The sequence below is a fragment of the Arthrobacter sp. K5 genome (genome assembly GCF_040448525.1).
GTDB classification, from domain to species: Bacteria; Actinomycetota; Actinomycetes; order Actinomycetales; family Micrococcaceae; genus Arthrobacter; species Arthrobacter globiformis.
Genome location: NZ_CP159279.1, coordinates 1,967,079 through 1,981,660, shown reverse-complemented (window position 1 = coordinate 1,981,660; position 14,582 = coordinate 1,967,079). Strand labels below are relative to the sequence as shown.

The window sequence follows — 14,582 nt, the reverse complement described above, 5'->3', positions numbered from 1 at the left end:
TGCCTCCACCACGCTCCTGATAGACTGACCAGTTTCTATTTTCCCCCACTGTGGCTGCCTGTTCCAGCCCACTACTAAGATGAGCACACATACATGAACCCCACTGTCGATGTAGTTGTTACAGTCGCCACTTACAAGCGGCCGGAGAGCCTCCGGAAACTATTGATTAGCCTTCAAAATCAGACTGGGCTGGATTCTGTTTCTTATCGCATCGTGATTGTTGATAATGATCCCCAGTTGTCTGCTGCGGAAACCGTCAAGAATTTCGCAGATATTGCGACATATGTGTCTGAACCCGTGCCAGGCATTGCAGCCGCTCGGAACGCGGGTCTCGATGCCGCAGCGACATTTCGTCCCAAAGCCGTTGCGTTTATTGACGACGACGAGGTAGCCTCATCAAACTGGCTCAGTGAACTGCTCGAAGTCTGGAATAATGGTGAGATAGACGTTGTAACGGGTCCTGTTGAATATGAATTGCCCCCTGGAACTGAATTCCTGCGCGAAGCTGCACCGTACTTTAGGAAGATCGAGCGCCCGAACTTGGCGCGAGTTCCCGACGTCGCGACAAACAACACTCTGGTATCTGCGGGATGGTTCTCGGGCAGTGAGGGACTCCGCTTCAGCGAAACGTACTCGCTCACTGGTGGATCTGACGTAGAGCTTTTCTATCGCCTCCAGGCACAGGGCGGGAGTTGCGTTTGGGCGGAGAGCGCATTGGTCGTGGAATCAGTTCCACTTTCTCGCACCACGCCTCGGTGGATTAGACAAAGAGACCTTAGGAATGGACAACTGCAGGCCAGAGTCAGGGTACAGGTGAACTGCGTGCCCAAATCTCAGATCCTCATCGAGGGGATCCTTCGCATTATCAAGGGTTCCGCAACGTTGGTAGTTTCTTCACCCAGTGGGAATGCCCGAATTCAGGCTTGGAGGACATTGCAGACGGGCCGCGGTTACATCAAGGCAATTACGGGTCAGCACTTTCGTGAGTATGCGTCTCTGCGTACGGGCGGCGGTCATGCTGCTTCGAAGACCAGTTCTGGCGTGGAATAACAGGCTTAGAGCGCAGGATTGCTGACGACGCCATGAAGTATGAAAAGTAATTGGGAACCCATTGAAGCGACAGTTTCTCGCAATGATGTTTGCGCGCGGATTTTCCAGCGCGCTGCAGGCTGCGAACCTGATATTACTGGCCAGGTCTACGGGCTTAGCAGACTTCGGCCTCCTCTCTATTATTACCTCCATGGCAATTCTGGTCTCAACACTTTTTGATTTTGGAATGAATACCCTGATCGTCAAGGCGAGTGCGCTAGGGCGCGTCCAGCAAGTCGTGGCTGGCCTTCGATTCAATGCTCTATCTGCGAGAGTGCTGGCGATATCCTCTACCGCAATTTTTGTCGTTGGTGCCTTGCTCGGCTTTTTGCCGGCATGGGCTTCAATTCTTGTCCTCGGTTTGTCCATTGAGAAGAAAATCGAAACGAGTCTCAGCGTTTATGTGGCGGATGGCAACCGTGTAGTGCCGAATGCATCTATTTTACTCCGCCGCGTAGTTCCGCTAGTCGCCACCGCTGCAGCGGTTGTCCTGGGAGTTGATCCTCTTGTCCCATTTTCCGTTGCGTATGTTCTTGTGTGTGCGATGAATAGTCTTCATCTTGACTGGCGCCTTGCACAACGTTTCGGCGTCAGGAAAAGAAAACAGGACCGTTTCCGAGAGGTTGCCGGGTCGGCTTGGCCTTACTTCGTAGGTAATCTGAGTGCGCATTCGCGTTTCTTGGATACTTCGCTGGTTGCTGTTTTCGTCTCAGTGGGGGGAGCTGCGCTTTACTCCGCGGCGACCAAGGTGGTTAACCCACTGCAGCTGATTCCGCAGGCCCTCACGACGGTGTTGATGCCACACTCCGCTAGGCTAGAAGCCCCGTCCGCCGCTCGGCTTATTGACCGTTTGTGTTTATTGTTTCTGTCGTTGCTGATTGTACTTTTGCCGATTAGCCTATTTTCGGTACAGATCATTGTATTCATATTTGGCCCGTCTTTTGAGCCCTCCGCGCCGGTTCTTGCCATAGCTCTCTGTGGCCTTCCCTTCGTAACTCTTTCTTCTCCCTTGGGGAGCGTTCTTCAGAGCCAGGGTTTTGAGCGATATGTCGCGCTGAATGGCGTCATCTTTTCCGTTGTACTTCTACTTATGCTAGTGATTTGTTGTTCGTTTTGGGGAATTATCGGTGCCGCCGCTGGCATGGCAGTCACGTTCTGCTTGAAATGCGTCTCGCTGTACGCATATTCCAGGCGCCTAAGAACCTGATTTCAGACCTCGTCAAATTTGAAAGGTAAATCTTCGGTGAAGATTCTTGCTGTATCCACGTATCTTCCACTTCCCCAGAATCATGGTGATGCCCTACGTGTCCTGATGATGCTGCGGGTTCTGTCAGATTTAGGTGACCTCACGGCCTTGTCCGTACTGAGGCGCGACAGCACGGAGCGCGATATATCCGCGTTTGCGAGTGCTGTGCCGAATGCAGATGTACGGGTTTTTAGACTCAGCCCCATGAGTACTTCGTCTAGCCCGATTAATCGTGCTCGGCGTTTGTTTTTCGGCTTGCGCCATCTCACTCCGCCGCTCTTTTACAGTCCCTATAGTGAAGAACTCGATGAGTTTATTTGCACGAATGGAGATCAATATGATCTCGTAATCCTGTTGGGTGAGGCGGCTGGTGTCTATTCCCGGCACTTTCGATCGGTCCGTGTAATATGGGATAAGGCTAACGTTTTTACTTTTTTTTGTTTTAATAGCGTGTACAATCTTCGGTCTATTCGGCAGAAGACTAAGTTCTTGTTTAATGCTGGCTTGAGCTACTGTTTTGAGAAACGCGTTCTTAGGTCGGCTGAAGCTGTCTGGGTGACGGCTCCGGAAGAAGGTCCGCGCCTGAAGAGTGTGTTTAGGCGGTCCCCAGATGCTGTGATTCGTTCCTCAATCGAAACATCGCCGGACAACCCCAAGCGGTTCGAACCGACTTCCCGCACACTTGTATGGATGAGCACATTCGGATACCCGCCTAACTGGGATGGTCTTCGTCGGCTGATTATTGAAGCGGGTCAAGTGTTCCAGGAGAACGGGATGACTTTGCGAGTTGTAGGTGCTGGCGCCAGCGATAGCCAGATTGATTTCTTAGGTCGTTTTGCGTTTGTTGAGTACGTCGGCTTTGCGGAGAATTTAGATACCGTTTTCGCTTCCGCAGCAGCCGGTGTCGTCCCCATCTGGGCTGGCGCCGGTGTCAAACTGAAGACTATTACGATGATGAGTCGAGGTCTCCCTGTGGTGAGCACCCCCGTCGGGATGGAGGGTATTCCCTCCGAGGCAGCTTTGTGCGTCTCGTCTGTTTCCCAAGATCTCGTCTTGGCCGTCGCCCGGTCGACGGAAGAGGAGCTCCGCGATGCGAGTTCGCGGGCATTCGTGGCCGTCGGTAAGAGCTTTTCCGCCGCGGCATTTCGGGAAGGTGTCAGGAGTAGCATCGCTGAATTGTCGAGATAGCGCGGCTGATGATGCGGCCTTGGCATTGGTGACACCTCCGCTTCGGCTCTCTCGAGGATTGGTAGTTCATAGGACCGTACTGAAATGGACATTTAAAAGTTTGTAGGTGAGGTCAAGGCATTATCAGCGTCTTCGGTTTGGTGCTGCTACACACACGTGCTGCTCTCGCCTCAGGGCAGCGAGCACCTCGGTACATCCGGCCGATGTAACAGAGCACGTGTAGGGCGGCGGAGGTTGGTCCGTAAGCCTGTCTAATCTTTGGAACGGGTATGATGAGCCTGACCGCACGAATATCGCCGTTCTGGTGGCGTGCCCTCTTGGCCGCCTCCAGCAATCGACACAGGGGGACCCCGGCTTGGACCTACGGGACTATCTGCGCATTTTGCGCCGTAATTGGATTTCTATCGTGGGACTAACTCTTATCGGGGTTCTGATCGGTGGACTCGCTTCAATTCTCGCGAAACCGACTTACACCGCGGAAACTCAGCTGTTTGTCGCCATCCAGAGCTCTGGGTCTGTTCAAGAGCTACAGCAGGGCAACACATTCAGCCAGGCCCGCGTTCAGTCGTACGTTAAGACTGTCGCCTCGCCGATCGTGCTGCAGCCGGTGGTTGATTCTCTTGGCCTGCCGGAAACCTCGGATCAGTTGGCCGAGAAGGTGAAAGCATCGACGGATCTAAACACCGTACTGATTACGGTGTCCGTGACTGATGCCTCGCCTGTGCAGTCGGCTGCCATCGCGCAAGCAGTCGCAAGCAGCCTTGTCAAAGCGGTGGACAACTTGGAGAAGCCGAAGGGCGGTGGAACCTCGCCGGTCAGCCTGTCCATCATCAAACCGGCTACTGCACCCACGGCACCTTCAGCGCCCAATACGAAGCTAAACCTTATCGTTGGGCTCGTCGCGGGCCTAGCATTAGGACTTGGGGTCGCCTTTTTTAGAACGACACTGGATAGCCGAATACGAGGCGAAGCCGACCTTCGGCAGGTTACAGATGCGCCAATCTTGGGAGGCATTGCTTTCGATCAAGACGCCACTCGGAAACCACTATTGACCCAAGTTCCGGCGCAAAGCAATCGCGCGGAGTCTTTCCGTCAGCTCCGAACTAACTTGCAGTTTGCAAATGTTTCCGGTCACGCGAAAACGGTGCTCGTTACGTCATCTTTGCCCGGTGAAGGAAAGAGTACTACGGCGACGAACTTGTCAATTGCGTTGGCCCAGGCGGGTCAAACTGTTTGTCTAATAGATGCAGACCTTCGCCGTCCAATGGTCAACGAGTATCTTGGGCTGGATCGTAACGCGGGCCTGACAACGGCGTTGGTTGGGGCTGCGGATGTGAATGACCTCTTGGAGCCGTGGGGCGAAGACAATCTATACGTCTTGACTTCTGGGCAGATTCCGCCAAATCCGAGCGAATTGCTAGGTTCAAACGAAATGAAGAACCTCATCTCGCGGTTGGAGCAGGCGTTCGACACCGTCGTAATAGATGCTCCGCCGCTCCTTCCGGTTACGGACGCGGCGGTTCTCTCCCAGCACGTGGGCGGTGTAGTCGTCGTCGTCGGCACTCAGAAACTCAGACAGCACGACCTTGAAAAGACTCTCAGCTCGCTCAGCATGGTGGGGGCAACTCTCCTAGGCATCGTCATGAACAGGCTGCCGGTGAGAGGGCCTGACGCATATGCTTACAGCTATTACGGTCAGAGTGACGATGCGGGTGGCAAGTCCGAGAGCCGTCACCATCGCAAACCTTCACCTGGGGGCTACTCTGGTGATGATTTTGAGAAGGCCCTCGAATCTGCAGCTTCGTTTCCAAAAGCACGGCCGACTGGAACTTTTCCATCGTCGCCTTCAGATCGAGCTCATTGAAATGGTCGTTCAAGACGCTGGGTTGGCGGGTGCCTAACTGATCCACTATGATTTCTGGTTCTGAGTCGCACCTTAGGCAGACCGACTCCTGGCATACGTTGTCCTTCAACTGAGGTGTGCTTGGGTCGTTCGTGCAAACGAAATAAGCACATTGCGGTCCAGCCTGAAGTAAATACTCGGGGCGGCATTGTCAGTAGGCTGTTCAACGGAGGTTTGTCGGCTCCCGCGGGCCGCGGCACCCTCCGGCGGGTGCCGATTACGGTGATGCGTGTAATGGCGGACACGACGGTTCTGGATGGCGGTGTGGACCTGAATCGGGGCCGGGCGAGCATCCCTTTTCGACTGGACTACTACCCAAAAGACCATGCCGGCGCCTCCCGAGTTGAGCCTCCTTTCTCAGCCCGGGAAGCGCCGGCGCCTCCCGAGTTGAGCCTCCTTTCTCAGCCCGGGAAGCGCCGGCGCCTACTTAGCGAGCGAATAATTGAAGCGCACCCCTGGCTTCGCAGACTCGGGGCCAGCACGTACTTAGCATGCTCAAATCGTGGGCAGGGTCCCGCCGGGCCACCGTGATGCCGCCGGCACGCCCCACAACGGCACGATGGCCATCAAGTAGATCGGACGCATCCCGCTTGATGGCGGACGCAGTATGTACTCCTTTTCAACGGAAAGAGAGCCCTCGGCTACCTTTTGTGCACGTGTAAGTCGTCCTTCAAAGGAGTCCCAGCCGGGACCAACGCCGACTTGCCGCGTCCGCGAAGAACTTCCGCTTCTCCTAGCGGCATGGCGGAGCTCAAACCGGCTAGAGCCTGAGCACCGGACTACCGTGTATCAACGTCCTCAAACACGAGAAACGTCTGCGTATCCACCACCCCAGCCATCGGCTGTAACTTGTCAAAGATCACCCGCCGCAGATGCACATTGTCTACAGCCCGCACCAGCAGGATGACGTCGAAATCCCCACCCACAAGAGCAATGTGATGCACCTCGGGTATCGCCCGTAGCTGTTCCCGCAACTCCCGCCATGAGTGCTGCTGCACCTTGAGCGTTACGTAGGCCGACGACTTCAGGCCCGCCTTTATCGGGTCCACGAGCGCCGTGAACTTCGTCAGCACGCCCTGGCCCGTCAGCCGTGTGATCCGCGTGTAGGCATGCGCCCGCGAGATGTGGACGTTCTCGGCCACCTGGGTAACGGACATCCGGCCGTCCCGCGTGAGTTCGGTAATGATATTGCGGTCCACGTCGTCCAGCGGCACCGCCGTCTGTCCATCGTCCGGCTCAGCCATTTGTCTCCAACTCCCGCCAGTTAGACAGCTCACATTTGCAGTTTGTCTTTCAGAATAGGGGACATGCGCGTACTTCTCCACGATTGGCGCTGGCACTGGATACGAAACATCGTCCGGGAAGATACTGAGAGTGAATAGTGGCTACAGAAGGACGGACCAATGACGATCTCGGCAGACCACCCTGCCCCCGGGGCCACGCAGGCTCAACCCGCACCTGAACAGGCCGAGGACACGTACCTGCCCGGCGCAGCCGCCGAGGCGGTACGTAAATTCGGTATAACGGCCGAGGACTACATGCTGCCGGCCCGCCACCAGATTCAAATGGTGGACCAGGACGGCAACCTGAAGCACCATTCCGAACAGGGCACTGAACCCGGCCACGAGTACCCCCTGCCCGGCGGTGATGAACTGTTGACCGCTTACGAGCAGCTTGTCGTCGGCCGCCGGGTCAATGACCAGAACTCGGCCCTCGTCCGGCAGGGCCGCATGGCCGTTTATCCCTCAAGCCACGGCCAGGAGGCCTGCCAAGTGGCTGCCGCCCTGTGCCTCGCCGAAGGCGACTGGATGTTCCCCACCTACCGCGACGCCGTGGCCGTCATGGCCCGCGGTGTGGACCCGGTCCAGGCCATGACGATCTTCCGCGGCGACTGGCACGGCGGATACAACCCTCTCAAACACAAAGTCGGTATCCAGTGCACGCCGCTCACCACGCAGCTGCTTCACGCCGTGGGCGTCGCGCACGCCGCGAAGCTCCGCGGCGAGGACACCGTGGTCCTGGCAATGTGCGGTGACGGCGCCACCAGTGAGGGCGACTTCCATGAGGCCTTGAATTTCGCCGCCGTCTTCCACCTTCCGGTCATCTTCTTCGTGCAGAACAACCAGTACGCCATCTCGGTGCCGCTTGCCCACCAGTCCGTCGCTCCCTCGCTTGCGCACAAGGCAGTGGGCTACGGCATGGCCGGCGAACGGGTGGATGGCAACGACGTCGTCGCACTCCTCGCCGTCCTGGACCGCGCGGTCAAGCTCGCCCGCGAGGGTTCCGGACCGCTCCTGGTCGAGGCGCACACCTACCGCATGCAGGCACACACCAACGCCGACGACGCCACCAGATACCGGCAGGACAGCGAAGTCGCCCTGTGGATGGCCCGGGATCCGCTGAGCCGGATGCGCACCTACCTCACGGGCAGGGGACTGCTGGATGACGACGGCGAAGCCCGGATCACGCAGAAGGCAGAAGCTATTGCCACGCAACTCCGCAACGGCCTCGGCGAGGACGTGCCGGTCGATCCCCAGGACCTGTTCAAATACGTCTTCTCTAGTCCGACACCGCAACTCAAGGAACAGTCGGCCCTGCTTGCCGACGAGGTCGCCCGCGACGCCGCCGGCGCTGCATCCGAAACGGAGGCCACCAATTGAGCCCGACCATCACCACCTCGTCCGAGGCCAACGGCAACGTCAGCTCCGCCACGGCCCGGGCAGCCGCCTCCGCCGCGGCTACTGCGGAAGCAGCAGGGCCGCAGCCGGTCACCATGGCCAAGGCACTGAACACCACCATGGCCGATGCCATGCACGCCGACCAGTCCGTCCTGGTCTTCGGCGAAGACGTCGGCAAACTGGGCGGCGTCTTCCGCATCACCGACGGACTAATGGCCGCTTTCGGAGAGCAACGCTGCTTCGACACGCCCCTGGCCGAGTCCGGAATCGTCGGCATGGCCGTGGGTATGGCCATCAACGGCATGCGCCCCGTCGTCGAGATGCAGTTCGACGCCTTCGCCTACCCCGCCTTCGAGCAGATCGTCAGCCACGTGGCCAAGATGCATAACCGCACCAAGGGCAAGGTGAAGCTGCCCCTGGTCATCCGGATTCCCTACGCCGGCGGCATCGGGGGAGTGGAACACCACTGCGACTCCTCCGAGTCCTACTACGCCCACACCGCAGGGCTGAAGGTCTACACGCCGGCCACCGTGGCCGACGCCTACCTCATGCTCCGCGAGGCCATCGACTCGGATGACCCCGTAATGTTCATGGAGCCCAAGAAGCTCTACTGGTCCAAGGACCTGGTGGACCTGGAAAGGCTCCGTGCGAACTATGAAGCGAAGGCCGACCGAGGGACCTCAACGGAGGGCCGCGCCGCCGTCGCCCGCTCCGGCACGGACGCAACACTGATCGCCTACGGGCCTTCCGTCCCCACCGCACTAGCGGCCGCCGCGGCGGCGGCCGAGGAAGGCCGCTCGCTGGAGGTCATCGACATCCGAACCATCGTGCCGTTCGACGACGAAACCGTCGCCGCCTCTGTCCGGAAGACCGGCCGTGCCGTGGTGATAGCCGAGGCGCACGGGTTCGCGTCGGTGTCGTCCGAGATCGTGGCGCGGGTCCAGGAACGCTGCTTCCACCACCTGGCGGCACCGATCCGCCGCGTCACAGGATTCGACGTTCCGTACCCGGCGCCGAAACTCGAGCACTACTACCTGCCCGGCGTGGACCGCATCCTCGACGCCGTTGACGACCTCCAGTGGGAAGACTGATTAGATGACTGAAACCAAGGTATTTCTCCTGCCCGACCTCGGTGAAGGACTGACCGAAGCCGAACTCGTTAACTGGCTTGTGGCCGTTGGCGACGAAATCCGGGTTGACCAGCCCATTGCCGAAGTCGAGACGGCGAAGTCCGTAGTGGAAGTTCCGTCCCCCTATGCCGGCACCGTGGCCGAACTGCACGGCGAACCAGGCCAGACCTTGGACGTAGGAAAGCCCCTAATCTCGGTGACGCCGTCTATCGAGCCTGTCGAAACCGGGACGCCGTTGGTTGAGTCTGTCGAAACCGAGTCTGCCGAAATCACGGCGCCGCTGATTGAGCTTGTCGAAACCGAGCCCGTCGAAACCAACTCCCCGCTGCTTGAGCCCGTCGAAACCAAGGCTGTCGAAGCCAACTCCCCGCTGGTTGAGCCCGTCGAAGCCAAGGAATCAGCGGCAGCCGAAGCCTACCGCACCGAAGAAAAAGCAGGGTCCGGCAACGTCCTCATCGGTTATGGAACACCGGGAGGGACTGCAACGGTCCGCCGAACCCGTCCCCGTCGTGCGCAGTCGCTGGTTGAGCATATCGAAACCCGTACGCCGCTGGTTGATCCTGTCGAAACCAAAGGCGCCGAAACCAAGCTGACCACCTCAGCAGATGATCTACTTCTCCAGCGCACTCGAGTCCCCGGAAAGCTGGGCGCAGTCATCTCGCCGCTCGTGCGCCGGATGGCGAAAGAACATGGTGTGGACCTGGGCCATATGCAGGGCTCTGGGGAGAGTGGCCTAATCATGCGCCGCGACGTAGAGGCCGCCATCAATTCACCGATGGTTAAGCCTGTCCAAATCAGACCAGCTGAGGCTCCGCTGGTTGAGCCCGTGGAAACCAAGCCGGCCAAAACCACTGACCACGTCATTGACCCTCGCACCGGCCTAAACATCACCAGCCGCACCCCTGTCCGCGGTATCCGGAAGGCAGTCGCGGCCAACATGGCCCGCAGCCGGTCCGAAATTCCTGAGGCCACGGTCTGGGTGGACGTCGACGCCACGGCGCTTGTTGAGCTTCGCGCCAGCCTAGAGAAGACCGATACACGCAACACGCCCGGCCTGCTCGCATTCGTTGCCCGCTTTGTCACGGCGGGCCTGAAGAAGTACCCGGCTCTGAATACGCGCTTTGTCAGCGCCGAGGACACATCAGGTGCGGAGTCCCAGGAGATCCTGTCATTCGACGGGGTCAACCTCGGGGTTGCTGCTCAAACAGAACGTGGCTTGGTAGTTCCCTCCATCCGCAATGCGGACAAGCTCACCACCCGCGAAATAGACTCCGAGGTCAAGCGGCTGACGGCCGTCGCACGGGACGGGAAGGCGACACCAGCTGAACTCGGCAGCGGAACCTTCACGTTGAACAACTATGGCGTGTTTGGAGTGGACGGTTCCGCGGCGATCATCAACTACCCAGAGGTTGCAATCCTGGGCGTGGGCCGGATCGTCGATAAACCTTGGGTAGTCGGCGGTGAACTCGCCGTCCGCAAAGTCACGGAGCTGACCCTGACCTTTGACCACCGTGTCTGTGATGGCGGAACAGCTGCCGGTTTCCTTCGCTACGTGGCGGATGCAATCGAATCCCCAACTTCATTGCTGGCCGACTTGTAGCCGGAAATCGCCCGGATCCCTTCGCGGACCTTCGCCGTCACTGATCTCTTCCGACGGCGAAGGCCGACGCGTCCTACAGGGTGATGTCCGAATGATCACTGCAACGCACAGAGGCCACCAGACGGTCGCCGTCATTGTTGTACGACGTGACGTGGTTGGTGATCGCGTTGCAGGTCTCGCAGTAGTGCCTGTGTTGTTTAGTCCCCATGGCCGGATCATATCCAATAGAGCATTTCTGATGAGTAAATTCCGGGTTGCTCTACGACCTGCGGATGTGAACGCGGGACCCACTTCACCGATGTTCCCCAGTCTGATGGATAGAATCGAGGCCTGACGACCGCAGATGCTCCCCAGATGTATGGAGAAGTAATGTCACGATGGCTAGACGTCGGCACGGACAACTATGTGCTGGTGACTGAAGGTTCCAAGCTCAACACCGGCCTCATTGTGGGGACCGAGCGGGCCATGGTGATCGACACCGGTTGCGGACCGCGGCAGGGCCAGGAAATCCTGCACGCCGTCCGCGAGAAGACGCCTCTTCCCCTTGTTGTTGTCAACACCCACGCACACTACGACCACTTCTTCGGGAACGCCGTGTTCGCTGCGGCCGGCGTCGAGGAGTTCTGGGCGCATGAAAACTGCGCCGAGGAGATCGGCGACAACGGCGTCGCCCAGCGCAGTGAGGTCACGGACCTCGAACCCGAGATGGCCGCCGGCGAGGGCGAGAACGTGGAGCTCGTCGTTCCCAACGCGATTGTCCGTGACCAGCCCGTACTCGTTGACCTCGGCGGGCAGACCGTTACACTGTTCCATTTGGGCCGTGGCCACACCGACGGTGACCTCCTGGTGGGAACCACCTCCACCCTGTTCGCCGGCGACCTCGTGGAGCAGGGCTCGCATCCGTCCTTCGAGGACTCCTACCCCGAAGAGTGGGCCGACGCCCTGCGGCACCTCTCAGCGCTCCGTCACCGCTACGAATTCTTGGTCCCCGGACATGGGGAGCCGTGCAGCGACCGGTTCGTCAAAACCATGGCCGACACCATGACAACAGCCGTCCGGCAGGCGCGGCAGTCAATCCGGGACACCCCGGCGGACGCCACCAAGGCCATTCCCGTGCTGCCCTACGGACCTGAGCAGTCGCGCTGGTTCATCAAGCGCCTGCAGGAGACCCGTCCGCAGCACTGAACCGGGTACTCCCCGTGCTTCGAGTACACGACGCCGGGAAAGACAGGTATTGGCTACGCTATTGGCGGGCAGGGGGGGCTCCCTAAGGTTGGGTCATGAGGACCGGAATCAGCGCAGCAATCCGCCGCTTCGTCGAACAGAACATAGTGGCCGATGACCCGACGCCCAGGCGGTCCTGGCTGGACACGAAGGACATGCCGCGTGTGCAGGACCAATTCAGGTCAGCTGCGGCAGGCCTGCCCGTGGAACCGCTGCCGCCGCTTAAAGGCCCACACGCGGGGCATGACAGGCATCCGCATCGACTTCCCCGCCGGCTCCGTGGCTACATTGCTACCGGCATCCACCGCGGCGACGGAAGCTAGGACTCGTGCAGGCGGATTGTGGGGTCTTGAGCATTCCTTGAGGAAACGCTGAGCTTTTCTTGATCTGCCGTGCATAGCATCTCCCGCATGAGATCTCGTGCAGGAGCCCGGTACGGCAGGGGCTCGCGGTGGGAGGCGCGCCGCAGTGAGCGTCTCCTGCTGGCCTATTTGTGTCTCACAGCCTTGGCAGTGACGACCGCTGTGGTGGTGATGCTGGCCCTGGGCCCATAGCGGGTAGTAACAAAGCGTACAAACGAATACTCGGCTGAAGTTGGTAAAAGGGCGTGTCCAGTTGGACAGCGCCCTAGGCTGCTAAGTAGGCTGGCGAATGATCCAAATGGGGGATCCATTCCCAGTCCCTTTGTCGCATATGGAGCACCGTCGCTACCAAGGCGTCGAAGGTGCTGCCGCTTACGGAGGTCTCAACCGTGGCTGTCACCGATTTTGTACTCGCACTATCCGCCTTGATGGGCACCCTGCTGGTACCGTTCGCGGGCCTCTACTGGATGCTGCGGCTCAAGCGCCGGGCCGCTGCGCCTGCCGCCGTTCCCGTCCCGCGGTTGCCCAGGGACGTGTGAAGTAGGCGTGCCGTATATCGACATCAACCCGCACCGCAGCAGGCCCAAATGGTGGGGCTACGTGGCGCTGGCCGTCCTTCTGGTGGCCACCATCGCCGTCGTATCGGCAGCTTTGACGCACAGCTGACGGATGCCGCTCCGGCGACCTCACGGATTGTTGGCATGGGTGCTGACCGTTCGGGCAGTTGTAAGCACCTAGAATGGATGCTTGAACCAAGCCAATCGACCACCGCAGCAGGACGCTGCTGCGAGTCCCGGGGGACCGAATTATGCCTGAACCAGCGGATAACCGATTAGCCGAGGCCGATACCGACGAGGTGCAGCCCGAGCTGCGCCGCCGCTTCCGTCGTCGCAATGCCGACGGCTCCGACGCCTGGACAGGAACCTTTCCCGCCGTGACACTTGACCCGACTGCACCGCCCCGGCCCCTCCGTAGCTCCTCCTGGGCGGAAGCAGCCGCGGCCGCCGACGCGCTGTCCGACTCGCCGCCCGCCGCGGCCGCCCCGCCGGCGCCAGACCGCCAGCCGGCGGGAGCACCGTCATCGCGTGTTCCGGAAAGCCTCCCGGAACCCGAGGCGCCTACAGCGGACGCCACCGCAATGCCGACGTCGTTTGTTCGCGAGCAGAAACCACGGCCGAAGAAGGGCTTTCGCGGCTTCCTGTACCGGGCCACCGGTGGCGCCTGGAACCTCGGCCCGAGCGCGCTCGAACGCGAAGAGGACGCGCTGGCGCGCCGGATCTCGCGCCAGCTGCAGGGCAGTTTCAACACCGCCGTGCTCAGTCTCAAGGGCGGCATCGGCAAGACTTCTACCACCGTGGGCGTGGGGCTTACGCTGGCTGAGTTCCGCGGCGACCCGCCCTGTGCCATCGACGCGAACCCGGACTCGGGTGACCTCGTGGAGCGCGCCCTCGGTGAGGGCATCTACCAGAAGGCTACCCCGCGTACCATCACGGACCTGCTCAAGAACATCGAGTCTGTCGACTCGCTGACGGAGCTGTCCCGCTACATGCACCACTCCGGGCGCTTGCACCTGATCGCCGGCGAGCAGGACCCCGAAGTGTCCGACTCGCTGACCGCAGAGGAATACCTGCGGATCCGTAAGCTTATCTCCAGCTACTACTCTGTGGCGCTGACCGACTGCGGCACCGGCGTGACCCACAACGCTATGAGTGGGATCCTGCAGTCCGCGGACAACCTGATAATCGCCGCGGGGTACGCGGTGAGCGGTGCCAAACGAGCCCGCAGCACGCTCCAGTGGCTCGCTGGCCACGGTTACGAGGAGTTGGCCCGCAACGCGATTGTGGTTATCACGGACAAGGATGAGGTGTCCAACCGCGTGGACAAGGATGCCATCGAGGAGCACCTCGCGGGGATGTGCCGGGAACTCATCGCCGTGCCGCACGACAGGGGAGTGGCCGACGGTGATTTGGTCACCCTGGATCACCTGAAGCCTGAAACTCGACGTGCATACAAAGAGATTGCCGCTGCGATCGTAGACGGGTACCGGTAACGAATTAGCCTCGGGGGACGAAACCATCGAACGACAGTGTGGGGTCCCACGCCAAGTTCACACGCGCGGCACTTAACCGGTCTTATGGATCCCTAAGCGGGCCGTAGAATTG

General features: G+C 59.8%; 12 protein-coding genes. 10 read left to right on the top strand and 2 right to left on the bottom strand.

What is annotated here, in order from left to right; translation table 11 throughout:
- Positions 1–93: 93 nt before the first annotated feature.
- From ABRP34_RS08860 to ABRP34_RS08845, 4 genes are all read left to right on the top strand, one after another.
- Positions 94–1,050 (top strand): glycosyltransferase, encoded by a 957-nt coding sequence (locus ABRP34_RS08860; RefSeq protein ID WP_353712936.1) that lies wholly within the window; start codon positions 94–96, stop codon positions 1,048–1,050.
- A 61-nt stretch (positions 1,051–1,111) separates the two neighbouring features.
- A complete protein-coding gene (locus ABRP34_RS08855; protein ID WP_353712935.1) occupies positions 1,112–2,296 on the top strand; it encodes a polysaccharide biosynthesis C-terminal domain-containing protein in 1,185 nt (394 codons plus the stop codon).
- 36 nt (positions 2,297–2,332) lie between these two features.
- Entirely contained in the window at positions 2,333–3,523 is a 1,191-nt protein-coding gene (locus ABRP34_RS08850; protein ID WP_353712934.1) for a glycosyltransferase, read from the top strand.
- Positions 3,524–3,878: 355 nt separating this feature from the next.
- Complete coding sequence (locus tag ABRP34_RS08845; RefSeq protein ID WP_353712933.1) at positions 3,879–5,387, top strand: polysaccharide biosynthesis tyrosine autokinase; 1,509 nt, start codon at positions 3,879–3,881, stop codon at positions 5,385–5,387.
- 818 nt (positions 5,388–6,205) lie between these two features.
- On the opposite strand, the gene ABRP34_RS08840 is transcribed toward ABRP34_RS08845, so the two are convergent.
- Entirely contained in the window at positions 6,206–6,670 is a 465-nt protein-coding gene (locus ABRP34_RS08840) for an Lrp/AsnC family transcriptional regulator (protein ID WP_353712932.1), read from the bottom strand.
- Positions 6,671–6,829: 159 nt separating this feature from the next.
- Between ABRP34_RS08840 and pdhA the strand changes: the two genes are divergently transcribed.
- From pdhA to ABRP34_RS08825, 3 genes are read left to right on the top strand one after another with little or no spacing between them, the layout of a single operon-like run.
- Positions 6,830–8,086, top strand: coding sequence for a pyruvate dehydrogenase (acetyl-transferring) E1 component subunit alpha (pdhA, locus tag ABRP34_RS08835; RefSeq protein ID WP_353712931.1), 1,257 nt, complete (start codon positions 6,830–6,832; stop codon positions 8,084–8,086).
- Entirely contained in the window at positions 8,083–9,195 is a 1,113-nt protein-coding gene (locus ABRP34_RS08830) for an alpha-ketoacid dehydrogenase subunit beta (RefSeq protein WP_353712930.1), read from the top strand. Before pdhA ends, ABRP34_RS08830 begins: the two co-directional genes overlap by 4 nt.
- A 4-nt stretch (positions 9,196–9,199) precedes the next feature.
- Positions 9,200–10,834 carry a dihydrolipoamide acetyltransferase family protein gene (locus tag ABRP34_RS08825; RefSeq protein WP_353712929.1) on the top strand — a complete coding sequence of 545 codons (1,635 nt, stop codon included), beginning with the start codon at positions 9,200–9,202 and terminating at the stop codon, positions 10,832–10,834.
- A gap of 73 nt (positions 10,835–10,907) precedes the next feature.
- Here the strand turns inward: ABRP34_RS08825 and ABRP34_RS08820 are convergent, their stop codons facing one another.
- Positions 10,908–11,042, bottom strand: coding sequence for a hypothetical protein (locus tag ABRP34_RS08820; protein ID WP_353712928.1), 135 nt, complete (start codon positions 11,040–11,042; stop codon positions 10,908–10,910).
- Between the two features lie 161 nt (positions 11,043–11,203).
- Here ABRP34_RS08820 and ABRP34_RS08815 point away from each other — a divergent pair, with 161 nt between their 5' ends.
- The 3 genes from ABRP34_RS08815 to ABRP34_RS08805 all read left to right on the top strand — a co-directional run bounded on the left by ABRP34_RS08815 (position 11,204) and on the right by ABRP34_RS08805 (position 14,470).
- Positions 11,204–12,019 carry an MBL fold metallo-hydrolase gene (locus ABRP34_RS08815; RefSeq protein WP_353712927.1) on the top strand — a complete coding sequence of 272 codons (816 nt, stop codon included), beginning with the start codon at positions 11,204–11,206 and terminating at the stop codon, positions 12,017–12,019.
- 763 nt (positions 12,020–12,782) lie between these two features.
- Positions 12,783–12,959, top strand: coding sequence for a hypothetical protein (locus ABRP34_RS08810; RefSeq protein WP_353712926.1), 177 nt, complete (start codon positions 12,783–12,785; stop codon positions 12,957–12,959).
- A gap of 269 nt (positions 12,960–13,228) precedes the next feature.
- Positions 13,229–14,470 carry a MinD/ParA family protein gene (locus tag ABRP34_RS08805; RefSeq protein ID WP_353712925.1) on the top strand — a complete coding sequence of 414 codons (1,242 nt, stop codon included), beginning with the start codon at positions 13,229–13,231 and terminating at the stop codon, positions 14,468–14,470.
- Positions 14,471–14,582 lie beyond the last annotated feature (112 nt).